The following is a 21,811-nucleotide window of genomic DNA, read 5'->3' on the forward strand; positions in this document are numbered from 1 at the left end:
TTGTGCACTCGTGCACCCTTTGCGCAGTCAGGGGAGCACTGTGCCGAGGCACTAGCATGGGGGCTGCTATCGGACTCCCGCCGACCGGGTCCGGAGCGGCAGACGCAGGCCGACCAGTGCATCGAGGAGGGCGAGAGACACCGTGTCGAACCAGACCGTCAGTCCTGGTGCCCTGCTTGCCGGCCGCTACCGGATCGCCGAGTTACTCGCGGAGATCGACGGTGCGCGGGTGTGGCGGGCAGTGGACGAGGTACTCAGCCGGGCCGTCGTCGTGGATGTCCTGCCGGTCGGCGATCCACGCACGAACCTGCTCTTCGACGCCGCTCGCCGGGCGGCCGCCGCGGCCGACCCGCGCTTCCTCCGGGTGCTCGACTGCGACATGCACGACGGCGTCACGTACTGCGTCCGCGAGTGGGCCGGCGGCCGGCCCCTCGAGCGGATGCTCGGCACCGGCCCGCTGACCGGGCAGCAGGCGGGCTGGCTGGCTCGCGAGGTGTCCGAAGCGCTGGAGAACCTGCACCGCACCGGCCACGCGCACGGATCCATCAGCCCGTCGACCGTCGTCGTCACGGACGCGGGCGCGATCAAGGTCGTCGGCCTGGCCACCGAGGCCGCGCTGCGCTCGTCCGGCCCGGGTTCGCCCGAGCAGGATGTGTATGCACTCGGCGAGCTGCTCTACGCCTCGCTCACCGGCCGCTGGCCCGGACCTGCCCCGGCTTGGGGACTACAGCCCGCGCCCGTCGAGCACGGCCGGCTGCTCAGCCCACGTCAGGTGCGCGCCGGCGTGCCGCGCTCGCTGGACGACATCAGCGACCGGCTGCTGAGCGACCCGCCACGGCACCACGCGCCGCCGATCACCAGCGCCGCCGGTCTGTCCGCTGCGCTCTCCGGGGTCGTCGGCAGCTCACACGAGCCGCCGAACCAGATGGACGAGACCGTCCAGGTCGCCCGGCAGAACGGCAGCATCGACGACGCGACCCAGGTCGTCCCGCAGTCGCCGCCGGCGCTCGATCCGACGCCGCCTCCGGCGTACCAGTCGGAGAACGGTCACCAGCCGCACTCGGCGTACGCGACCGCCCCCGAGACCCGGCCGATCCGGCGCCAGCCGCCACCGCCGCCGAACGGCAACGGCCGGCGCCGCCCCGACGAGCCGAAGCCGAAGGGCTCGTGGGGTGGCCGGATCCTGATCCTGCTCGCCGTGCTGGCGCTGCTGTCGGTGGTCGCGATGGCGCAGTTCCTGCTCAAGGGCGCGATGAACAACGACCAGGGCACCGACTCCGGCAGCACCAAGAGCAGCGCGCCGCAGACCAGCACGACCCCGTCGGCGACCGGTGGACCGGCCAAGATCGTCGGTGCGACGGACTTCGACCCGAAGCCGGACGGCAACGGCGAGGAACACCACGAGGACGTCCCGAACACCTACGACGGCAAGGCCAGCACGACCTGGACCACGCAGTCGTACAAGAACAAGCCGAACCTCGGTGGCCAGAAGCCGGGTGTCGGCATCATCTACGACCTGGGCGCGCCGACCGCGGTGTCCAGTGTGTCCGTCAGCCTGCAGGGTGACGACACGAGCCTGCAGCTGATGATCCCGAAGGACGACACGAGCACGTCGCCGGCCACCGTGAGCGGCTGGACGCCCGTCGCCACCATGGAGGACCAGCCCGAGGGTACGGTGATCCTGAAACCCTCGGCACCGACCGAGACGCGCTACGTGCTGGTCTGGCTGACCAAGCTGCCGAAGGACGGCAGCGGTTACCGGGGCACGATCTCGGAGGTCACAATCCAGAAATGACGGCTCACCTCGATTCGGGGCCGACCCCACCGCCCCGGTCAGACGTTCCCCGGATCGGCGCGGCCGAGCCTGCGCCGCAGTCTGCCGCGCCGGGTGGGCCGACCAGCTACGACCAGCTCGACGACCACGAGCTGCTCCGGCTGCACGTGGCCGGCAACCCGGACACGTTCGGATTCCTGGTCAAGCGCCACCGGGACCGGATGTGGGCGGTCGCGATCCGCACCCTCGGTGAGCCCGAGGAGGCGGCGGACGCGCTGCAGGAGGCGTTCATCTCGGCGTTCCGCCGGGCCGACTCGTTCCGCGGCGACGCGAAGGTGACCACCTGGCTGCACCGGATCGTGGTGAACGCGTGCCTGGACCGGATCCGCCGCCGCCAGGTGCGGGCCGCCGATCCGCTGCCCGAGGACGAGGACCGCGCGGCCGAGCTGGCCGGACCGGCCGAGGAGGACCCGGCCGAGGTCCGCGAACGGCGACTGGACGTGCTGAACGCGCTCAAGCAGATCAACCCCGACCAGCGCAGTGCCCTGGTGCTGGTCGACATGGAGGGCTACTCGATCGAGGAGGCGGCCGCGATCCTCGGCTGCGCTCCCGGAACGGTGAAGTCCCGCTGTGCCCGTGGCCGGGCCCGGCTGCTCCCACTGCTGCGGCACTGGCAGACGACCAGGGCCGGTGCCGACGAGTCCGACGTACCGGAGAAATCCGCCGCCGAAACGGTGGGAACCGAATGAGTGGGTACTCCGTCGAAGCGAAGTCGCCTACCTGCGACCCAGCCTCCATGCCTCTACCCGGAGCACTCCGATGACCACAGCGCGTTCCTCCCGTGGGGAGGCGAGTTCCCGATGACCGAATCCGGTCTTCCGACCAGCGAGCACCTCGAGCACCTCGATGCGGACACGATCGCCGATCTGATCGAGAACCTGTTGCCCGCCCCCGAGGCACACCGCGCTCGTGAACATGTGAAGGCTTGTCCGGACTGCCAGCAGACGTACGACGCCCTCGTCCAGCTGTCCGAGGATCTCGCCGAGGAGGGCCGGACGGACATCCCGATGCCGGCCGACGTCGCCGAGCACCTGGACGCGGTCATCGTGTCCGAGTCCGTCCTGCGCGCATCCACCGTCGGTGTGCACTCGCTGGCCCAGATCCGCGAGGAGCCGCGCCGGCACATGCCCAAGTTGCTGGGTGCCGCCGCGGCCGTCGTCCTGGTGGCGGCGATCGGCGTCGGCGTGGTGATCGCCACCAAGGACCAGGCCGGCGACAACGCCGCCAACACCAACCCGACCGGGGTGCCGAGCGGCGTCCCGACGATGACCACGAACGACGTCGGCCCGCAGGCCCAGCGCTGGCTGGAGAACACCCAAGCGCCGCTGCTGCACGGCTCGGCGACCGAGTTGGCCTGCGCCCGCCAGTTCGCCTCCGGCCGGCCGAACCCGCAGCTCCAGCTGGTCCAGCCCGCCAAGGTCGACGGCAGGCGCGCCGTCCTGATCGGCCTGCAGGCCGGATCACCCCGCGACATCCAGGTCTTCGCGGTCACCGGATGTAGTGACCCCGGGGGCGTCGCCAGCACCTTGTACGAGACCACGGTGACACTGCGCAATCGCTGAGACACCAATGCGGTGCCCCGGCCCGGCGATGGGTACCGTGGGAATGGTCGGCCTCTAGGATCCGTTGAGTACGACGTATCAACTCGACGACACGAGGAACGCCTTTTATGAGCGACGCAGGAGTTCGCAACGTCATCATCGTCGGCTCCGGTCCGGCCGGTTACACGGCCGCCGTGTATGCCGCGCGCGCCCGGCTGGATCCGCTCGTGTTCGAGGGCTCCGTGACCGCCGGCGGCGCACTGATGAACACCACCGACGTGGAGAACTTCCCCGGCTTCTCGCAGGGCATCATGGGCCCGGCGCTGATGGACGAGATGCGGACCCAGGCCGAGCGCTTCGGCGCCGAACTGGTGCCCGACGACGTCATCAAGGTCGACCTGACCGGTGACATCAAGGTGGTCACCGACTCGGCCGGCACCGAGCACCGCGCGAAGACCGTGATCCTGGCGATGGGGTCGGGTTACCGCAAGCTGGGTCTGCCCGACGAGGACCGGATGTCCGGGCACGGGGTGTCCTGGTGTGCGACGTGTGACGGGTTCTTCTTCCGCGACCACGAGATCGCGGTCGTCGGCGGTGGCGACTCGGCCGTCGAGGAGGCAACCTTCCTGACCAAGTTCGCCAAGAAGGTGCACCTGGTGCACCGCCGCGGCGAGCTGCGGGCCTCGAAGATCATGGCCGACCGCGCGTTCGCGAACGACAAGATCGAGTTCCAGTGGAACTCCGAGGTCGACACGATCCACGGTGAGGACAAGCTGACCGGTGTGACGCTGAAGGACACCGTCACCGGTGAGACCCGGCACGTGCCGGCCACCGGCCTGTTCATCGCGATCGGGCACGACCCGCGCTCCGAGCTGGTCAAGGGGCAGGTCGAGCTGGACGCCGAGGGCTACGTGCTGGTCGAGCCGGACAGCACCGCGACCAACCTGCCCGGCGTGTTCGCCGCCGGCGACCTGGTGGACCACACCTACCGGCAGGCGATCACCGCCGCCGGCACCGGCTGTGCGGCCGCCCTGGACGCCGAGCGCTACCTGGCCGCCCTCGAGGACGCGGCGACGGCCGCGTCCGCGGCGGCCACCACTGAGCCGGTTTCCGTCTGAACCTGACCATCACCACTGAAGGAGTTACGCCCGTGGGCGAGAAGATGAATGCCGTCACCGACGCCGAGTTCGACCAGACCGTACTGAAGAGCGACAAGCCGGTGCTGGTCGACTTCTGGGCCGAGTGGTGTGGACCGTGCCGCCAGGTGTCCCCGATCCTGGAGGAGCTGAACCAGGACCACGGCGACAAGATCACGTTCCTGAAGATGAACGTGGACGAGAACCCGGTCACCCCGAGCAACTACCGCGTCACCGGTATCCCTACCATCAACGTCTACGTGAATGGTGAACTGGCCAAGTCCATCGTCGGCGCCAAGCCGAAGGCGGCGCTGCTGAAGGAACTGGCCGACTTCACCGGCTGAATCAGGCTTCGCCTGGAACCTCCGACCGCCACGGCAAGGAGCCTTTTGATGTCTGAGTCACCGTTTGGCCCCCACGGCGTGTACAGGATCGGCGACAGCGGCGAGGCCGTCGCCGAGATCGTCGGCAAGCTCCAGCGGCTCGGGCTGCTGGCCGGCGGTCACGACGTCTACGACGAAGCGACCGCGCACGCTGTCCGGGGGTTCCAGCAGCAACGCGGGCTGATGATCGACGGGATCGTCGGCCCGCAGACGTACCGGGCGATCGACGACGCGCGCTGGCGGCTGGGCGACCGGCTGCTGACGTACGTCGTCTCGCACCCGCTGACCGGTGACGACGTCCTCGCACTGCAGGCGAAGCTGCAGGAGCTCGGGTTCGCGGTCGCCCGGATCGACGGGATCTTCGGACCGGACACCCAGCGCGCGGTGACCGACTTCCAGCGCAACATGGGCCTTCCGGGTGACGGCACCTGTGGTCCGTCGACGTTCAAGGCGCTGCAGCGGATCCGGCCGATGGCGACCGGCGGACGTCCGGACGCCTTGCGTGCGTCGGAGGCCGTGCGGGCCGCCGGTCCGCGGCTGTCCGGCAAGACCGTGGTGATCGATCCGGGCCACGGTGGGTTCGACTACGGCTGGGAGGGCTTCGGCCTCCGCGAGTCCGATGTCGCGTACGACCTGGCCGCCCGGATCGAGGGTCGCCTGGGTGCGACCGGCGTACGCGCGTATTTGTCGCGTGGGCGGGATCAGGGGCCGGACGAGCTGGCGCGGGCCGCGTTCGCGAACGAGACGGACGCGAACCTGTGTGTCTCGCTGCACACCGACGGCTCGATGAACCCGGAGGCCCAGGGCGTCGCGACGTACTACTACGGCAACGATCTGCACGGCGCGTCGTCGAGCGTCGGTGAGCAGTTCGCCGGCCTGGTGCAGCGCGAGATCGTCGCGCGCACCGACCTGCTGAACTGCCGGACCCACGCCAAGACGTGGGACCTGCTGCGGCGGACGAAGATGCCCGCGGTCCGGCTCGAGATCGGCTACGTCACCAACCCGCACGACTCCGCCCGGCTGGCCGACCCGGCCTTCCGGGACGTCATCGCGGAGGCGATCGTGGTCGCCATCCAGCGCGTGTACCTCCCACCGGAGCAGGACGCCGCGACCGGCATGCTCCGCTTCGGCCAGCTCACCGTCTAGTCCTTCTCGAGCGCGATCTTCGGGAGAACGCGGTCGAGACCGCGCGGCAGCCACCAGGCGCGGTTGCCGAACAGGCGCAGTACGGCGGGGACGAGGACGCAGCGGATCAGCAGCGCGTCCAGCAGGACCGCGGTCGCCAGGCCGAGCCCGAACTGCTTCAGCATCCGGTCCGGGCTGAGCAGGAAGGCCCCGAACACCACGATCATGATCGCCGCTGCCGCGGTAATCACACTGCCTGTGGTCGCGAGCCCCTCGCGCACCGCCTCCCGGGCGTCGTGGGTACGACGCCACTCCTCATGGATCCGCGAGACCAGGAACACCTCGTAGTCCATCGACAACCCGAACACGATCGCGAAGATCATCACCGGTACGAACGCCTCGATCGGACCCGGCTGCGCACCGAACCATCCGTGCTGGAACACCAGCGTGATCACCCCGAGCGAAGCGCCGATGCTGAGCAGGTTGAGCACCGCCGCCTTGAGCGGGATCAGGATCGACCGGAACACCGCCATCAGCAGCAGTGCGGACAGACCAACCACCACCAGCACGAAGATCGGCAGCCGCTTGCTCACCGCGGACGCGAAGTCGTCCGCCGCCGCGGTCGCGCCACCGACCAGGTACGTCGCCCTGGTCTGCGACTCGAGCGCCGGCAGGGTCGTGTCCCGGAGCCGGTTCACGAGCTCGCTCGTCGCGGCGTCCTGCGGTGCCGACCTCGGGAACGCGAGTACGGTCGCGATCTTGCCGTCCGGGGTCAGCTGCGGCGGAGTCACCGCGGCGATGCCGGGATCGGCGGCGAGCGTCTGACCGAGTGCCCGCGCTGCCGCCTCGTCGCCCTCGGAGACCACCACGAGCGGACCGTTGAAGCCAGGCCCGAAGCCGTCGGCCAGCAGGTCGTAGGCCTTCCGGCTGGTCTTGGCCGGGTCGTCCGTCCCCGCGTCGGCGAATCCGAGCCGCATGCCCAAGGCCGGCAGTGACAACGCCACCAGCGCGACCGTCCCCAGGATCAACGGCACCCACGGTCCCCGCTGCACCGCCGCCGCCAGCTTCCGCCAGCCATCCCCCGGAGTACGGCGCGTCTTCGCAGCGTGCTTGCGGACACTCCGCTCGATCCGCTTCCCGAACAGGGTCAGCAGCGCCGGCAACAGGCTCACCGCGGCCAGCATCGTCATCAGGACCGTCAGCGTGACGCCGAGCGCGACGCCTTGCAGCGAGCCGAGTCCGAGCGCGAGCAGACCGAGGAGCGCGATCACCACCGTGCAGCCGGCGAACATCACCGATCGGCCGGCGGTGTCCAGGGCGACCATCGCCGCGGTCGCCCGATCCGTGCCGTCCTTCAGTAGTTCATGGCGATAGCGGGAGAAGATCAGCAGCGCGTAGTCGATCCCGACGCCGAGACCGACCAGCATCATCACCGGCGCGGTGTAGTCGGGAACCGTGAACAAGTGGGACGCAAGGACCAGCAGGCCGAGCGTACTGCCGACCGCGAACACCGCGGTCAGCAGCGGGAGCGTTGCCGCGAGCAACGATCCGAACAGCAGCACCAGGATCACCAGCGCGGCCAGGATGCCGGCCCCCTCGGACGCGCCACCCGCGCTCTCGGCCGCGGACCGGGCCAGGTCGCCACCGACCTCCACCTGCAGTCCGGGGCGGGCGAAGTCCTGCGCCCGGTGGATGATCGTCCGCACGTCCTCGACCGGCATGTCCGCCACGGCGACGTCCAAGCCGACCGTCGCGTACGCCGTCCGGCCGTCCTGCGACAGCGATCCGGGTGCGGTGAACGGATCGGCGACCGACGCCACATGCGGGAGGTCGCGAACGACGGCGAGCATCGAGGCGATCCGGGGCTTCTCGGCCGTCAGTCCGCCGTCGGCCCGCAGGACGATCTGCACCGACGCCGTCTCCCCCCGCGGCTGGTGTGCCTTGAAGGTGTCGGTCACCCGCTGGGAGTCGGTGCCGGGCAGCGAGTTGTCGTTCTTGTAGGCGTCGCCGACCACGACCGAGGCGGCGGTGACGGCGACCAGGGCGACCACCCAGAGCAGCAGGGCGAGGCCGGCGTGCCGCATCGACCAGCCGGACACCCGGTGCAGCAGCCCGGGTCGTCCACCGTCCTGACCGGGCGGTCGTCGTACGGGAGTGTCCACGGTCATGGCGTGCGCCCTCCTTGATAAGTAGATTGGCTACATGTTGCCTCTCGACAGTAACAGACATATGAGTAGACTGGCTACATGAAAGCGGATGCGTTGCGGGGCCATCTGGACCCGATGATCCTGGCGGTCGTCGAGCACGAGCCGCTGCACGGCTACGCGATCATGGAGGCGCTGCTCGAGCGCAGCGGCGGCGAGCTCGACCTGCCGACCGGGACGCTCTACCCGGCGCTGCGGCGGCTGGAGCGGGCCGGGTACCTGGCCAGCGAGTGGAGCACGGTCAGCGGACGGAAGCGCCGTACCTACCAGCTGACCAGCGCCGGGACGAAGATGCTTGCTTCGGGCAAGCAGGAGTGGCTGACCTTCCGGGCTGTGGTGGAAGGCGTGCTACGACCGGGCCAGGCGTAGGCAGCGGCCGGCCTGGAGGGCCACGAAGGCCAGCGGCAGCACGACGAAGCTGCCGACCACGGCGAGGTCCAGAGCACCGACGGGACGGCCGCTGGTCGTCGCCATCAGGATTCCGATCAGGCTGATGACCACGGCGCTGGCGAGCGCGAAGAGTGCGGTCACCCGGCTGATGTGCTCCCGGACGACCGGGTGGCGCAGACCGATCCCGGCCCCGAGCACGGCCAGCACCGTCCCGGCGATCGCCAGCATGCCGACGGTGCGGACGAACGACTGGAGGAAGTCGTTGAGCGGGCCGGCCGAAGCCGGGTCCTGGTTCCAGCTCCAGGCGCCTTCCTGCCAGACGATCGGCTGGATGATCAGCGCCAGGAACAGCAGCATCGCCGTCCGCCGGCTCTGGCTGATCGCGAGCTCGGCGCGGTAGCCCGGGACGACCTCGGCCAGCTCACCGAAGTCGGCCACGGCTTCGCGCTCGGCGTCGTACCGGCCGAGACCGTCGGCCTCGAAGGCCTCGGTCGCGTCGGTCAGGTGGTCCCGCGCCTCGGCCAGCAGGTCCGCCTTGCGGCGACGCGGACCGGTGAGCGACTTGCGCAGTGCGGCCAGGTAGTCGTCGACCGGGGTGCTGGTACTGGACACGCCTTCAAGTATGGGGAACCGCCGGACCGATCACGTCCGGGGTCCCACTGAGTCTCCCCTGACCTTGGCCTGCTTCGCCTTGCGACGACCGCGGAAGATGAAGAATCCGATGTAGCCGATGATCACCAGGGCGAACCCGACCTTCTCCGCGACCGGTGTCGCGCCCTCCGGCCAGATGTGGCCGTCCAGATAGTGGTTGATGTAGCCGGCTTCGTAGGGGGTCTCGCCGCCCTTGCGGCGGAAGTACTTCTCGATGCCGGTAAAGGGACAGTCGTAGTCGATGAGCACGATCGCCAGACTCCAGACCACGATGCCCAGATGCGCCCAGATCACCTTCGGCCACTTCCAGGCGAGGAAGCCGCCGAGCACGAAGAACAGCAGGAAGGCCGCGTGCAGAACGACCATCACGTCGGCCAGCACACGCCAGATCATGGTCGCCTCGCTGTCAGGGGGTCAGGTCGCGGGTGAGGGCGTCCCGGACCGTGACCGGCGCGGGCGGGGAGTGCTCGGGGCGGATCGCGCCCATCAGCCGCTCCACGGCGGCCTCCATCTCGCTGCGCCAGGTGATCGCGGACCGCAGATCGAGCCGGAGCCGGGGATTGCGCGGGTGCTCGCGGACGACACCGAAGCCGACGGCCCGGAGGAACTCCGTCGGCCAGACACAGCCCGGCCCGTCCCAGCGCGAGTCGCCGAACGCCTCGACAGCCCGGAACCCGCGCTTGAGCACGTCCTTCGCCACCGCCTGGACGAGGATCTTCCCGAGCCCGAGCCCCAGGTAGCGCGGCTGGATCCGGCCGGTCGCGAGGACGACGGCATCCGGGCTGACCGGCGCGGTCGGGAACGCCTGGATCCTGGGCAGGTACGCCGCGGGCGCGTACACCGCGAACCCGGCGGGCTCCTCGTCGACGTAGAGCACGACACCCGCCGTACCCCAGTCGAGCAGCAACTGCGAGAGCCAGGCCTCCTTCTCCAGGCCGGTGTCGCCGTTGCGGTCGGCCTGCTTGGCGGCGACCGGGTCGAGTTCCCAGAACACGCAGTCACGGCACGGCACCGGCAGCTCGTCGAGATTGGCGAGCGTCAGCGGTTCGAGCCGTCGGGCCATCAGCGCGTCCGGTCCGCGGTGGCCGGCGTCCGGTCCGGTGGCGTGCTGGTTGTTACCTTCGTCACGGCGGGTCTCACCCCGTGGCTCACTGAGTGGCCGGTTCCGGCGCGGGAGCCGGAGTCCGCGCGTCCGTGGTCCTGGTCGCCTCCGGAGCGACGTACCGCTGTTGCACCTTCGCGGCGGGTTGCCGCCGGAGCAGCTCGCCGGCGAAACCGGCCAGCACGCCCAGCAACAGTCCGCCGAGCGTCCACCCGGCTGTCTTGCCCACGCTCATCCGATCATGCCTTCCAGTTGCACCTCTCAGGCCGCACCACACCCGCCGGCTGTCTCAGCAGCCAGATCACGGCATGGTCGAACCTGCCCCTATAAGGCATGGTAGTGAGAGGTCGCGCCGATCCACAGCCCGGACACAACTCGGGTCTGCCGACGTAACCTGGTGACTTCCCCCTCGATCACCGTTGGAGTGGCCCCCGTGAGTGCTGACGTGCCCGATGTCCGGCAGACCCGCCTCGACAACTATGTCGACCGGTACGCGGCACGGACCAAGGGCATGACCGCATCGGAGATCCGGGCCCTCTTCTCGGTCGCCAGCCGGCCCGAGGTGGTGTCGCTCGCGGGCGGGATGCCGAACATCGGCGGCCTGCCGCTGGACGTCGTCGGCGGCGCGGTCCGCGACCTGGTGATCGACCACGGCGCCACCGCGATGCAGTACGGCTCCGGCCAGGGCGACCCGGCGCTGCGGGACCAGATCTGCGACGTGATGCGGCTGGAGGGGATCGACGCCCACCCGGACGACGTCGTGGTGACGGTCGGCAGCCAGCAGGCGGTCGATCTGGTGACCCGGGTGTTCTGCGATCCGGGCGACGTGGTGATCTGCGAGGCTCCGTCGTACGTCGGTGCCCTCGGCGTCTTCCGTGCGTACCAGTGCGAGGTCGTCCATGTCGCGATGGACGACGACGGCGTCGTGCCGGAGGCACTCGAGCAGGCGATCGCGGCGGTGCGCGCGGCCGGGAAGCGGATCAAGTTCTTCTACACGATCCCGAACTTCCACAACCCGGCCGGGGTCTCGCTGTCCGACGAGCGCCGGCGGCGGGTGCTGGAGATCTGTCAGCGCGCGGACCTGCTGGTGCTGGAGGACAACCCGTACGGCCTGCTCGGCTTCGACGGTGACCCGCAGCAGGCGTTGCGGGCCGACGATCGCGAGGGGGTCATCTACCTCGGCTCGTTCTCGAAGACGTTCGCCCCGGGATTCCGGGTCGGCTGGGCGGTCGCGCCGCACGCGGTGCGCGAGAAGCTTGTGCTGGCACAGGAATCGGCGACGCTGTGTCCACCGGTGTTCAGCCAGCTCGCCATCTCGTCGTACCTGGCCCGGCACGACTGGCTCGGGCAGGTGAAGCAGTTCCGGGAGATGTACCGGGAGCGCCGCGACGCGATGCTGTCGGCGCTGACCGAAAAGATGCCCGCGGCAACGACCTGGACCAGGCCGGGCGGCGGGTTCTATGTCTGGCTCACCCTGCCGGACGGCCTGGACGCGAAGGCGATGCTGCCGCGCGCGGTCACCGCGCGGGTGGCGTACGTCCCCGGGACGGCCTTCTTCGCGGACGGTTTCGGCTCCCAGTGCATGCGGTTGTCCTACTGTCATCCGACACCCGCCCGGATCACCGAAGGTGTCGGCCGGCTGGCCGCGGTGATCCACGAGGAGCTCGAACTGCGGGAGACGTTCGGTCCGATGACGCCGGGTCCGGGCCGCGACTACGACGCTCCGGGGCCGGAGCTGAGCTGACGGGTTTTCTCTGATCCGCTGCGCAAAGGTTGCGCAATGGATCTGCGGGCGGCCGGGGGTCACTGACGCGGTAGCGGTACCGTTCCAGTGGGCCTCGGGACCGGCGGCCGTGCCGGAGTCGCCCACGAGTGATCGGGATATTTGTGATGAGTGATCTGGGTCGAGTGCTGGTACTGGCAGGCGGGTTGTCCCACGAGCGGGACGTCTCGCTCCGGTCGGGCCGTCGGGTCGCCGACGCCCTGCGCAGCGTCGGCGTCGAGGTCGAGCAGCGCGATGTCGACGCCACCCTGGTCGATCGCCTCCGCGACGATCCGCCGGACGCGGTCTTCCCCGTCCTGCACGGCGTCACCGGCGAGGACGGCGCACTCCGCCAGGTCCTCGACCTGTACGGCGTTCCGTACGTCGGAGCCGACGCGGCCGCGTGCCGGACGGCCTTCGACAAGCCGGTCGCCTCGACGATGGTCGGATCGGCCGGACTGCACACCCCCGCGTCGGTGGTGCTCGGGCACGACACGTTCCGTGAGCTCGGCGCCGCGTCGCTGATGGAGGCGGTCGTCAAGCAGGTCGGCCTGCCGCTGGTGGTGAAGCCGGCCCGCGGCGGTTCGGCGCTCGGGGTGACGATCGTCCGGTCGGCCGAGGAGCTGCCATCGGCGATGGTGAACTGCTACGCGTACGGACCGGTCGCGCTGATCGAGCAGTACATCGACGGGACCGAGGTGGCCGTGACCGTGGTCGACACCGGCGACGGGCCGCGAGCCCTGCCGGCGGTGGAGATCCGGCCGGACTCCGGGTTCTACGACTACGAGGCCCGGTACACGGCCGGGGCGACGCAGTTCGTCGTACCGGCTCGGCTGGATGCCACGGTGGCGGAGGCGTGCGCGTCGGCTGCTGTCGCGGCGCACCAGGCGCTCGGGTTGCGGGATCTGTCGCGGTCGGACCTGGTGGTCGATGCGGCCGGGGTGCCGTGGTTCCTGGAGGTGAACGTGGCGCCGGGGATGACCGAGACCTCGCTGGTCCCGCTCGCCGCCGAGGCCGCGGGGATCGAGCTGGGTGTGCTGTGCCGCGACTTGCTGGCTGCCGCCGCGGCGCGTTGAGGTCCTGATGTCCTCGGGGGAGCCGCAGCCGCTGTGGCGGACCGTCCTGACGCCGCGATGGTCGGGGTTGCTGTTGCTGGCGCTGGCGATCGCCGCGGTGATGTCGGTGATGGGCGTGTGGCAGCTGGACGTGTACCAGTCGAAGACCGCGTCCGCGACCGCCAAGCGGGCTGACGCCGCTCCGGTCGCGCTGCAGTCGCTGTTCTCGATCGACGAGGGATTGCCGTCGAAGGCGGTCGGGCGGCGCGTGACGGTCGAGGGGACGTGGGGTCCGGCGGCGGACCAGGTGTTCATCTCCGACCGGAGGCAGGGGTCGGCGGACGGCTTCTGGGTGGTCTCCCCTGTGATGCTCGACGGCTCTGGTTCTGGAGCTGTGATGGTGGTCCGGGGCTGGGTCCCGTCGGTCTCCGACCCGGCTGCTGCGGCACCCACCGGCCCGGTCCGACTGTCCGGCGCGGTCGTGGCGTCCGAGGCGGAGGACTCCTCGGACGACGCCGCCAAGGGCCGCGTGCTGTCATCGCTGCGGATCCCGACGATCGTTCATCTGGTCGACTACCGCGTGTACGACGCCTTCGTGATCCAGTCCTCCGTCGACTCAGGCGTCGTACCTTCACCCGCGCCGGCCGTCGTACCACCGCCGGCGCCGCCGACGGATCACGCCGGGCTGCGGAACATCGCGTACGCCTTCCAGTGGTGGGTTTTCGCGGCCTTCACGCTGTGGATGTGGGCCCGCATGGTGCTGGATGCGCACCGCTCCGCCAACGAACCGGATCCCGACTCCACCGACGCCGGGTCCGGAACTGAAGCAGCGGGCGACCAGGCCGGGGAGCCTGTGGAGTCAAGCGGTACCGTTTCAGCGTGACCTCCTCAGCCGACCCCGCCACCTCCGCCACCTCGCAGCCCATCACCCCGGCCGTCCGCGGCGCCCTGATCCGGTACCGCGTGATCGCGTACGTCGTCGGCGTGATGCTCCTGCTGCTCGTGTTCGTCGCGATGCCGCTGAAGTACTTCGCCGACAGCCCGGGCGCGATGGACGTGATCGGCCCGGCCCACGGCTTCCTGTACATGGTCTACCTCGTCGGCACCTTCGACCTGTTCCGCCGGGTCCGCTGGTCGTTCCCCCGCCTGGTCCTGATGGCGCTGGCCGGCACGATCCCGTTCCTGTCCTTCTACGCCGAGCGCAAGACCACCCACGAACTCCTCGGCCGGTAATCCCCTTGGAGGCTCGGCCGCGTTGACCTAGCTTCAGGTCCGTGCCGAACCTCCGCGACATCACGCAGTCGAACCGGGCCAGCTGGAACCAGATCCACGGTGCCCGCCCCGGCGAACCCCCGGCGTTCTTCACCTCCGGCGGCTCGACCCTCGAGGCGGACGAGATCGCCGCGGCCGGAGACGTTGCCGGCCGACGGGTACTCCAGCTCGCCTGCTCCTGCGGCGACCAGGCCCTGTCCTGGGCCATGCTCGGCGCCGAGGTCACCGCCGTCGACATCTCCGAGGTCGCCATCTCGATGGCCCGCGAGAAGGCCACCGAGGTAGGTCTCGCGGTCGAGTTCCGTCAGGCCGACATGCTCGACCTGCCGGCTCAGCTGACCGGCTTCGATCTCATCTACTTGAGCTGGGGCGCCATTTGCTGGGTCCCGGACCTGGCCGTCTTCGCGCGGCTCGTCGCCGACCGGCTGGCTCCTGGCGGGTCCGTTCTGCTGGCGGACCATCACCCGATCTGGGAAGTCCTCGCCGTCCGCGGCCCCAACCACCTGACAGTCACGGCCGACTACTTCGGCCGGTCCAGGCCGCGCGCCACCATCGACAACGCGAAGCTCCCGACCGGCGCCCGCGACAACCCCTCCGCTCCTGACTTCACCGCGTTCATCTGGCCGCCGAGCGACATCATCACCAGCCTGCTGGCCGCCGGCCTTGAGTTGGCGGAGTTCCGCGAGTCCCCCGTCGACGACCTGTACCCCGGGCTCGGTCCCACTGCGACTCAACTCCCCGCCACCTACCTCATCAAAGCCACGCGGCGATGTTTCATGTGAAACATCGCCGCGAGTCTGCAAGTAGCTTTGTCGACAAATCCTGCGTGGTGCTTCGGGACCGGAGACCCCGGAATTCCTCTGTGAGCCGGATTCTGAGCGATCAGTCCGACTGCTTGTTCGGATCCATCAGCGTGACGATGCGCTCGAGGTCGTCCAGGGACGCGAACTCGACGGTGATCTTGCCCTTGGTCTTGCCGAGGTCGACCTTGACGCGGGTCTCGAAGCGGTCGGACAGGCGGTCGGCGAGATCGACCAGCCGCGGAGCCACCGGCTTGTTGCGGCGGCGCTGCGCGGCGGCCGGCTCGTCGCCGTTCATGTCGCCCAGGGCAACGATCTCTTCGACGGTCCGCACCGAGAGGCCCTCGGCGACGATCCGCTGAGCGAGCCGCTCGATGGCGTCTCCGCTGGGAAGGCCGAGGAGGGCGCGCGCATGCCCGGCGGAGAGGACACCGGCGGCGACGCGACGCTGGACCGAGGCCGGGAGCTTCAGCAAACGAAGGGTGTTGGAGATCTGCGGGCGCGAGCGGCCGATCCGGGTGGCGAGCACCTCTTGCGTGCAGCCGAAGTCGTCGAGCATCTGCTGGTACGCCGCCGCCTCTTCGAGCGGGTTCAGCTGGCTGCGGTGCAGGTTCTCCAGGAGCGCGTCCCGGAGCATCACGTCGTCCTGGGTGTCGCGGACGATCGCGGGGATCGTGGTGAGGCCGGCCTGCTGGGTGGCGCGCCAGCGGCGCTCCCCCATCACCAGTTCGTAGGTGTCCCGGGTCAGCCGGCGGACGACGATCGGCTGCAGCAGCCCGATCTCCTTCACCGAGTGGACCAGCTCCTCCATCGCTTCCTCGTCGAAGACGGTGCGCGGCTGCTTCGGGTTCGGGGTGATCTTGTCGACCTCGATCTCCGCGAACTCCGCACCCGGGACGGCGGCCAGTCCGGACCCGTCCGGCTGCGCGATCGGCGGTGCTCCCGGAATCGAGTGGGACTTGCTGCCGAGCGTCGTCGTGGTGCCGGGAGCGGGCGTGCTGGGAATCAGCGCACCAAGTCCGCGTCCGAGTCGGGTGTTCATCGCGCTCCCTCGTGTTCGACAGCCTGCTGAGCTACTTCTGACCTACTACACCAGCGATCGGCGACCGCGCCTCGTTTCACGTGAAACGACACGACGGCGGTCCGCGCGCTCAGGCGTTGTTCCGCATCGCGATCTCGCGGGAGGCCTCGAGGTACGAGAGCGCTCCGGCGGACGCCGGGTCGTAGGCGAGCACGGTCTGGCCGTGGCTCGGCGCCTCGGAGATCCGCACCGAGCGCGGTACGGCGGTGCGCAGGACGGCGTCGCGGAAGTGACCACGGACCTCGGCCGCGACCTCGCCGGCCAGCTTGGTGCGGGCGTCGTACATGGTGAGCAGGATGGTGGAGACGTCGAGCCCGGGGTTCAGGTGCGACTTCACCATGTCGATGTGCCGGAGCAGCTGGGACAGACCCTCGAGGGCGTAGTACTCGCTCTGGATCGGGACCAGCACCTCGCGGGCCGCGGTCAGCGCGTTCACCGTCAGCAGGCCGAGGGACGGCGGGCAGTCGATGAAGACGTAGTCGTACTTCTCGCCGGCGGCCTCGGTCTCCGCCAGGTGCGCGTCGAGCGCCCGCTTCAGCCGGCTCTCGCGGGCCACGATGCTGACGAGTTCGATCTCGGCGCCGGCCAGGTCGATGGTCGCCGGGACGACCATGATGCCGGGGTGCTCGGCGCACGGCTGGAGCAGCTTGCTCAGCGGCTCGTTCTCGATGATCGCCTCGTAGACACCCGGAGTGCCTTCCGAGTGGTCGATGCCGAGGGCGGTCGACGCGTTGCCCTGCGGGTCGAGGTCGATGACCAGGATCCGCGCGCCGTACAGCGCGAGGCCCGCGGCCACGTTCACCGTCGTCGTGGTCTTGCCGACGCCGCCCTTCTGGTTGGCGACGACGAAGACTCGGGTCTCAGCGGGCAGCGGGAACTCGCGGCCCATAGTGCGTCCTTCATTCACCAGCAGGGTCCGTTCGGTGGCGGCGGCGATCGGAGTCTCGAGAAGTCGTCGCTGAAGCTCGTCCGACGTGGCCCGCGCGGCGATCTGTGCGGCAGTCATAGCGCCCATTCCAAGAGGTGCGGGACTTGGCCCGAAGAGGATGTCGGTAGGGGTCGGGGCGGGTCTGCCCCCAGCTTCGTCCACAGGCCTCTGTGGACGAATTCCCGTGTGCGAGGGCAGTTTCATGCGGTCGTCATCCACAGGCGGTGGAGACTCGGAGAAGTCCGGTTCGGCGTCCACCAGTGACGCCGTCTCCGGTGCGGAACCATCATCTCCCAACTCCCCCGTTTCACGTGAAACGGGCGCCACGGTGGACGCGGAATCGACGACGGGAGCCGGCGCCGGGGGTACATCGAGACCCGCCGCGGCAGCTGCCCGCAACCCCGAGGTGTCGACCGGAACACTCCGTCCGGCCGGCACCTGGCGATCGAGTAGCTCGCGACCGTCAAGCGATTCCTGTCGGTCGAGTGGCTCCGTCAGGGAGATCGTCACTGCCGGAGTGGGAGAGGTGAGGACAGGGGGTGCGGTGGCGGGCTTGGTGGGAGCCGGAGGGTCTTGGGTGATCACGCGGACGGTGGAGTCCGGATCGGAGGGCCAGCCGATGCCTTGGGATGTTCTCGGCTCACCGGTGCTCTTCTCGGGCCACCCGAGGGCACGACTCACCAACCCGCTCACCTCCCGCGTCTTCCGTGCCGGGATCCCCCTGCAGCACGTCCGGCCACAATACTCACGACTGTCGTCGGCTGGGCCAGTTCGTCGACGCCGAGTTGGTGAATGTGCCACAGCTCGGCTCCGAGTGACGCGAGCTCCCGCTCGGAGGAGTCCAGTTCCTCCTCGGCGGACGATCCCTTCATCGCCAGCATCAGCCCCCCTTCGACACACAGTGGCAAACACCACCGGGCCAGTTTGCCCAAGGGAGCCACCGCCCGCGAAGTCACCACGTCGTACGACGCCCGCGGAAGTTCCTCGGCCCGGGCCCGGACCACGGTCGCGTTGTCCAGCGCGAGGACGTCGACCGCCTCTTCGAGGAACGTGGTGCGCCGGAGCAGGGGCTCGACGAGCGCCACCTGGAGGTCGGGACGAACGAGAGCGAGCACGATCCCCGGCAGCCCCGCGCCGGTGCCGACATCGGCGACCGACGACTCCTCCGGGATCAGGCGCTCGAGGACGGCACAGTTCAGTAGGTGCCGGTCCCACAGCCGCGGAACCTCGCGTGGTCCGATCAGACCGCGGACCGTGCCCTCGGTCGCCAGCAGATCGGCATAGGCCGCAAGCCGAACCGCCGCCCGTGGAAACAGTTCTTCCACGAGCGGCGGCGGCGTTTCACGTGAAACGGAGTCGGTCACCAGTGGACCCGACCCCGGACTCGGCCGATGGTCATCGCATCACGACGGCTGGACGACGACGCGGCGCCGGGGCTCCTCGCCCTCGGACTCGCTCGTCAGGCCGGCGGCCGCGACGACGTCGTGGACGACCTTGCGCTCGAACGGCGTCATCGGGTCCAGGCGGACCGGCGTACCGGTGGCCTTCGCCTCCTCGACCGCCTTCCGGCCGACCTCTTCCAGCTCGGCCTTCCGATTCGCCCGGTAGTTCGACACGTCCAGCATCAACCGGGACCGCTCGCCGGTCTCCCGGTAGACGGCCAGCCGGGTCAGCTCCTGCAGCGCCTCCAGGACCTTGCCGTTCTCGCCGACGAGATTGTTCAGCTCCGCGCCCACGATGGAGACCGCGGCCCGGTCGCCGTCGATGTCCATGTCGATGTCGCCGTCGAGGTCGGCGATGTCGAGCAGCTCCTCGAGGTAGTCGGCGGCGATGTCGCTCTCCGCCTCCAGTGCCTTCAGGCGCTCGTCGGCCGCGCTATTCGTACCGGCGGACTGCTCCGCCGCATCACCGTTCTGCATGCCGTCGGTCACGGCCACTCCTTCGCAATGTCGAGATCCGCCCCACGGGGACCCAGGTCGTACAAGCAGAGAGCAGAGAGCGCGCGCCGATCAGCGCGAACCACCCGACTTCTTCTGCGCCGCCCTCTTCTGCGCGGCCGACTTCGCCGCGGGCTGGCGCTTCGCCGCTGCACCCTTCTTGGCGGCCGGCTGCTTCTTGGCGGCACCGGCCTGAGTCTTCTTGGCCGCACCCTGCTGGGCGTTCGACGTCGTCTGCCCGTTGCTCGCGGCGGCGGTTGTGTCGGACGGCCTCGCCGCGGCTCCACCGCTGCTCGCCGGACCGCTGCTCGCGGGGCCGCCCTTGCGGTCGCTGCGCGACTGCCGCTTCGGCTGCTGGCGCTGCGCCGGACGGCGGTCCGTCAGCGTGTCCGTCGTACCCTCGGCATCGCCCAGGCCCTCGTCGGCCGGCCGGCCCGCGCGCAGGTTGTGCTCGCGCTTGCGGGCCTCCATCGCGTCGTACGCCGGGGTGCCCGGGGCCGGGTTGCGGCGGATCACGTAGAACTGCTGACCCATCGTCCAGAGGTTCGAGACGAACCAGTAGATGAGCACACCGATCGGGAAGTTGAAGCCACCGATCAGGAAGAAGATCGGGAAGACGTACAGCATGATCTTCTGCATCTGCGCCGCCTGGCCGGTGAGGGCCTCCTTCGGCATGTTCTTGCGCATCAGCTGCAGCTGCGTGATGAACATCGTCGTGGTCATCAGGATGATGAGCACGATCGCGACGATCTTGACGTTGTTGGCGCCCGGGCCGCTCGCCTTCAGGAAGGTCTGCGAGATCTCCGCGCCGAAGATCTTGGCGTGCTGCAGCGACGACACGTACGGCTGCATGATCGCGCTGTGCGCCTTGCCGTTCGCCGCGTAGTCGAGCACCCGGAACAGGGCCAGGAAGATCGGCGACTGCAGCAGCAGCGGCAGGCACGAGGAGAACGGGTTGGTGCCCGTCTCCTTGTACAGCTTCATCATTTCCTGACCGAGCTTCTCCCGGTCATGGCCGTACTTCTTCTGCAGCTCCTTCATCTTGGGCTGCAGCAGCTGCATGTTCCGGCTGGAGCGGATCTGCCGCACGAACAGCGGGATCAGCAGGGTGCGGATCACGACGGTGAGGCCGGCGATGGACAGTGCCCAGGCCCAGCCGCCGTTCGGATCGAGCACTTGGCTCCACAGCCAGTGCCAGCCGACGAGCAGGGCCGACACGGCCCAGTACAGCGGCGTCATAACGGTGTTGAACAGGTCTACGATTCCGTCCCACACCGCGAGTCCGGGGATGGCCAGAAGAGTCACTCATGCACCTCGCTGCACAGGCCCGGTGTCGGTGGACGATCCGGGCTGGTTGGCGGAGATCGAGTCTCCGCGCTGGTCGACATCTGTGGGTGGAACGGGGTCGTAGCCGCCGGGGTTCCACGGGTGGCAGCGGGCGAGTCTCTTCGCCGCCAGCCAGCTACCGCGCACCGCACCGTGGCGCTCGACCGCCTCCAGGGCGTACGCCGAACAACTCGGGTAGAACCTGCACACCTGCCCGTACATCGGGCTGATGGTCAGCCGGTACAACTTCAGAAAACCGATGATCCCGCTCTTCACGGGATTGAACCGCCTCATGACACCGACAACCGGCTGAGGGCGGCGTCGACATCCGCGGCGAGCTCGTCGTACGACGCCGAGGCGGACGACGGGAGCGCGCGGACGACGGTCAGGCTGCCGGCCGGAAGCTCCGGGAGCCGCGTGGCCAGGACAGCACGCAGACGGCGGTGGACCCGGTTCCGCAGAACCGCGTTGCCCACCGCCTTGTTCACCACGAATCCGACGCGAGCGGGCTCGGCCTCGGAGTTGTCCCGGCCGTCCCGCACCAAAAGGTGCAGCACCACCGCGCGCCGGCCCGCGCGCCGTCCAGACCGAACGGCGCGGCGGAAGTCGTCGGACCGGCGTAACCGGTTCGACGCGGGCAACACGAGGTGGTCACCGTCGAGAGGGTCGCTCAGGCCGCGAGGCGCTGACGGCCCTTGCCACGGCGGGCGGCGATGATGGCACGACCCGCACGGGTGCGCATCCGAAGACGGAAGCCGTGCTTCTTGTGCCGGCGACGGTTGTTCGGCTGGAACGTCCGCTTGCTCACTGGAATGACTCCGGTTACTCGAGATCACAGAATTGTCGACAAATCCATTGATAGATCTGCCGCTGGTGCAGTCCTGCACGCCGTCGGAGAACCAGAGGATGTGGTCCCGCAGGGAGCGCAGCACGAAACGGCCGGCTCAACACCGACTGATCCACGGTACGTGGCCGCCTGTGGACAGGTCAAACCAGTCGTCCCCATAGTTTTCCACAGGGCTGTGGACAGAATAGTGGACGGCCGATCGGTGCAGTGGTCGTCACTGTCCGGTCCGGATCGCCACCGACAGCGACCACGCACCATGACTACGCTCCGGCGTCCACCCGACACGCCGGAGGTTGTACCCAATTTCCTGTTCATAGCCTGTGGATGACGGCTTGAAGCACCCTGTGCGAACTTGTTAGCGTCAGCCCCTCACACCAGAGGTCCCACACCCCGCGATCGGTAACCAACCTGCTCCACCCGTCGTTCACAACTGTGGA

At 69.3% G+C, this 21,811-nt stretch carries 24 protein-coding genes and 1 pseudogene; 12 read left to right on the top strand and 13 right to left on the bottom strand.

What is annotated here, in order from left to right; genetic code table 11:
- The first annotated feature begins 142 nt into the window (after window positions 1-142).
- The 6 genes from ACZ6O0_RS39935 to ACZ6O0_RS39960 all read left to right on the top strand — a co-directional run bounded on the left by ACZ6O0_RS39935 (window position 143) and on the right by ACZ6O0_RS39960 (window position 6,040).
- The gene (locus ACZ6O0_RS39935; RefSeq protein WP_465770282.1) at window positions 143-1,795 is read left to right on the top strand and encodes a protein kinase family protein; all 1,653 of its coding nucleotides are present in this window, start codon (window positions 143-145) and stop codon (window positions 1,793-1,795) included.
- Window positions 1,792-2,523 (top strand): RNA polymerase sigma factor SigM, encoded by a 732-nt coding sequence (gene sigM, locus ACZ6O0_RS39940; protein WP_465770283.1) that lies wholly within the window; start codon window positions 1,792-1,794, stop codon window positions 2,521-2,523. The genes ACZ6O0_RS39935 and sigM overlap by 4 nt, the downstream gene beginning before the upstream one ends.
- Window positions 2,524-2,634: 111 nt before the next feature.
- On the top strand, window positions 2,635-3,396 hold the full coding sequence (locus tag ACZ6O0_RS39945) for an anti-sigma factor family protein (protein ID WP_465770284.1): 762 nt from the start codon (window positions 2,635-2,637) through the stop codon (window positions 3,394-3,396).
- A gap of 107 nt (window positions 3,397-3,503) precedes the next feature.
- Window positions 3,504-4,493 carry a thioredoxin-disulfide reductase gene (gene trxB / locus ACZ6O0_RS39950; RefSeq protein WP_465770285.1) on the top strand — a complete coding sequence of 330 codons (990 nt, stop codon included), beginning with the start codon at window positions 3,504-3,506 and terminating at the stop codon, window positions 4,491-4,493.
- A 44-nt stretch (window positions 4,494-4,537) separates the two neighbouring features.
- Window positions 4,538-4,855 carry a thioredoxin gene (trxA, locus tag ACZ6O0_RS39955; protein ID WP_355475881.1) on the top strand — a complete coding sequence of 106 codons (318 nt, stop codon included), beginning with the start codon at window positions 4,538-4,540 and terminating at the stop codon, window positions 4,853-4,855.
- A 48-nt stretch (window positions 4,856-4,903) separates the two neighbouring features.
- Window positions 4,904-6,040 (top strand): N-acetylmuramoyl-L-alanine amidase, encoded by a 1,137-nt coding sequence (locus ACZ6O0_RS39960; protein WP_465770286.1) that lies wholly within the window; start codon window positions 4,904-4,906, stop codon window positions 6,038-6,040.
- Here ACZ6O0_RS39960 and ACZ6O0_RS39965 read toward each other — a convergent pair.
- Entirely contained in the window at window positions 6,037-8,187 is a 2,151-nt protein-coding gene (locus ACZ6O0_RS39965; protein ID WP_465770287.1) for an MMPL family transporter, read from the bottom strand. The genes ACZ6O0_RS39960 and ACZ6O0_RS39965 overlap by 4 nt on opposite strands.
- A 78-nt stretch (window positions 8,188-8,265) precedes the next feature.
- On the opposite strand from ACZ6O0_RS39965, the gene ACZ6O0_RS39970 reads away from it, so the two are divergent.
- Complete coding sequence (locus ACZ6O0_RS39970; RefSeq protein WP_465770288.1) at window positions 8,266-8,592, top strand: PadR family transcriptional regulator; 327 nt, start codon at window positions 8,266-8,268, stop codon at window positions 8,590-8,592.
- On the opposite strand, the gene ACZ6O0_RS39975 is transcribed toward ACZ6O0_RS39970, so the two are convergent.
- The 4 genes from ACZ6O0_RS39975 to ACZ6O0_RS39990 all read right to left on the bottom strand — a co-directional run bounded on the left by ACZ6O0_RS39975 (window position 8,572) and on the right by ACZ6O0_RS39990 (window position 10,601).
- Window positions 8,572-9,225, bottom strand: a complete 654-nt coding sequence (locus ACZ6O0_RS39975) for a permease prefix domain 1-containing protein (protein ID WP_465770289.1) — start codon at window positions 9,223-9,225, stop codon at window positions 8,572-8,574. The two genes, ACZ6O0_RS39970 and ACZ6O0_RS39975, sit on opposite strands and share 21 nt — an antisense overlap.
- Window positions 9,226-9,255: 30 nt before the next feature.
- Window positions 9,256-9,657, bottom strand: a complete 402-nt coding sequence (locus tag ACZ6O0_RS39980; protein ID WP_465770290.1) for a DUF2784 domain-containing protein — start codon at window positions 9,655-9,657, stop codon at window positions 9,256-9,258.
- A 13-nt stretch (window positions 9,658-9,670) separates the two neighbouring features.
- Complete coding sequence (locus ACZ6O0_RS39985) at window positions 9,671-10,327, bottom strand: GNAT family N-acetyltransferase (protein WP_465770291.1); 657 nt, start codon at window positions 10,325-10,327, stop codon at window positions 9,671-9,673.
- An 85-nt stretch (window positions 10,328-10,412) separates the two neighbouring features.
- Window positions 10,413-10,601 carry a hypothetical protein gene (locus ACZ6O0_RS39990; protein ID WP_465770292.1) on the bottom strand — a complete coding sequence of 63 codons (189 nt, stop codon included), beginning with the start codon at window positions 10,599-10,601 and terminating at the stop codon, window positions 10,413-10,415.
- A gap of 198 nt (window positions 10,602-10,799) precedes the next feature.
- On the opposite strand from ACZ6O0_RS39990, the gene ACZ6O0_RS39995 reads away from it, so the two are divergent.
- The 5 genes from ACZ6O0_RS39995 (at window position 10,800) to ACZ6O0_RS40015 (ending at window position 15,237) form a co-directional block, all read left to right on the top strand.
- Window positions 10,800-12,110: an aminotransferase-like domain-containing protein gene (locus tag ACZ6O0_RS39995; protein ID WP_465770293.1), complete on the top strand. Its 1,311-nt coding sequence runs from the start codon at window positions 10,800-10,802 to the stop codon at window positions 12,108-12,110.
- Between the two features lie 146 nt (window positions 12,111-12,256).
- Window positions 12,257-13,204 carry a D-alanine--D-alanine ligase family protein gene (locus ACZ6O0_RS40000; RefSeq protein ID WP_465770294.1) on the top strand — a complete coding sequence of 316 codons (948 nt, stop codon included), beginning with the start codon at window positions 12,257-12,259 and terminating at the stop codon, window positions 13,202-13,204.
- 7 nt (window positions 13,205-13,211) lie between these two features.
- Window positions 13,212-14,066 (top strand): SURF1 family protein, encoded by an 855-nt coding sequence (locus ACZ6O0_RS40005; RefSeq protein WP_465770295.1) that lies wholly within the window; start codon window positions 13,212-13,214, stop codon window positions 14,064-14,066.
- Complete coding sequence (locus ACZ6O0_RS40010; protein ID WP_465770296.1) at window positions 14,063-14,416, top strand: DUF3817 domain-containing protein; 354 nt, start codon at window positions 14,063-14,065, stop codon at window positions 14,414-14,416. The genes ACZ6O0_RS40005 and ACZ6O0_RS40010 overlap by 4 nt, the downstream gene beginning before the upstream one ends.
- 41 nt (window positions 14,417-14,457) lie before the next feature.
- Window positions 14,458-15,237: a class I SAM-dependent methyltransferase gene (locus ACZ6O0_RS40015; RefSeq protein WP_465770297.1), complete on the top strand. Its 780-nt coding sequence runs from the start codon at window positions 14,458-14,460 to the stop codon at window positions 15,235-15,237.
- Between the two features lie 100 nt (window positions 15,238-15,337).
- Here the strand turns inward: ACZ6O0_RS40015 and ACZ6O0_RS40020 are convergent, their stop codons facing one another.
- The 8 genes and pseudogenes from ACZ6O0_RS40020 to rpmH form a co-directional block, all read right to left on the bottom strand.
- Entirely contained in the window at window positions 15,338-16,297 is a 960-nt protein-coding gene (locus ACZ6O0_RS40020; RefSeq protein ID WP_465770298.1) for a ParB/RepB/Spo0J family partition protein, read from the bottom strand.
- 109 nt (window positions 16,298-16,406) lie between these two features.
- Window positions 16,407-17,342, bottom strand: coding sequence for a ParA family protein (locus ACZ6O0_RS40025; RefSeq protein WP_465770299.1), 936 nt, complete (start codon window positions 17,340-17,342; stop codon window positions 16,407-16,409).
- A 611-nt stretch (window positions 17,343-17,953) separates the two neighbouring features.
- A complete protein-coding gene (rsmG, locus tag ACZ6O0_RS40030) occupies window positions 17,954-18,628 on the bottom strand; it encodes a 16S rRNA (guanine(527)-N(7))-methyltransferase RsmG (protein ID WP_465770300.1) in 675 nt (224 codons plus the stop codon).
- 39 nt (window positions 18,629-18,667) lie between these two features.
- Window positions 18,668-19,195: a Jag family protein gene (locus tag ACZ6O0_RS40035; protein ID WP_465770301.1), complete on the bottom strand. Its 528-nt coding sequence runs from the start codon at window positions 19,193-19,195 to the stop codon at window positions 18,668-18,670.
- Between the two features lie 327 nt (window positions 19,196-19,522).
- Window positions 19,523-20,440: pseudogene (gene yidC, locus ACZ6O0_RS40040) on the bottom strand (membrane protein insertase YidC); the annotation flags it as partial.
- 66 nt (window positions 20,441-20,506) lie between these two features.
- Window positions 20,507-20,821, bottom strand: coding sequence for a membrane protein insertion efficiency factor YidD (yidD, locus tag ACZ6O0_RS40045; RefSeq protein ID WP_465770302.1), 315 nt, complete (start codon window positions 20,819-20,821; stop codon window positions 20,507-20,509).
- Window positions 20,818-21,171, bottom strand: a complete 354-nt coding sequence (gene rnpA / locus ACZ6O0_RS40050) for a ribonuclease P protein component (protein WP_465770303.1) — start codon at window positions 21,169-21,171, stop codon at window positions 20,818-20,820. Before rnpA ends, yidD begins: the two co-directional genes overlap by 4 nt.
- Window positions 21,172-21,197: 26 nt before the next feature.
- Window positions 21,198-21,335: a 50S ribosomal protein L34 gene (gene rpmH / locus ACZ6O0_RS40055; protein ID WP_130386492.1), complete on the bottom strand. Its 138-nt coding sequence runs from the start codon at window positions 21,333-21,335 to the stop codon at window positions 21,198-21,200.
- Window positions 21,336-21,811 lie beyond the last annotated feature (476 nt).

The organism is Kribbella sp. NPDC048837 (assembly GCF_055586945.1).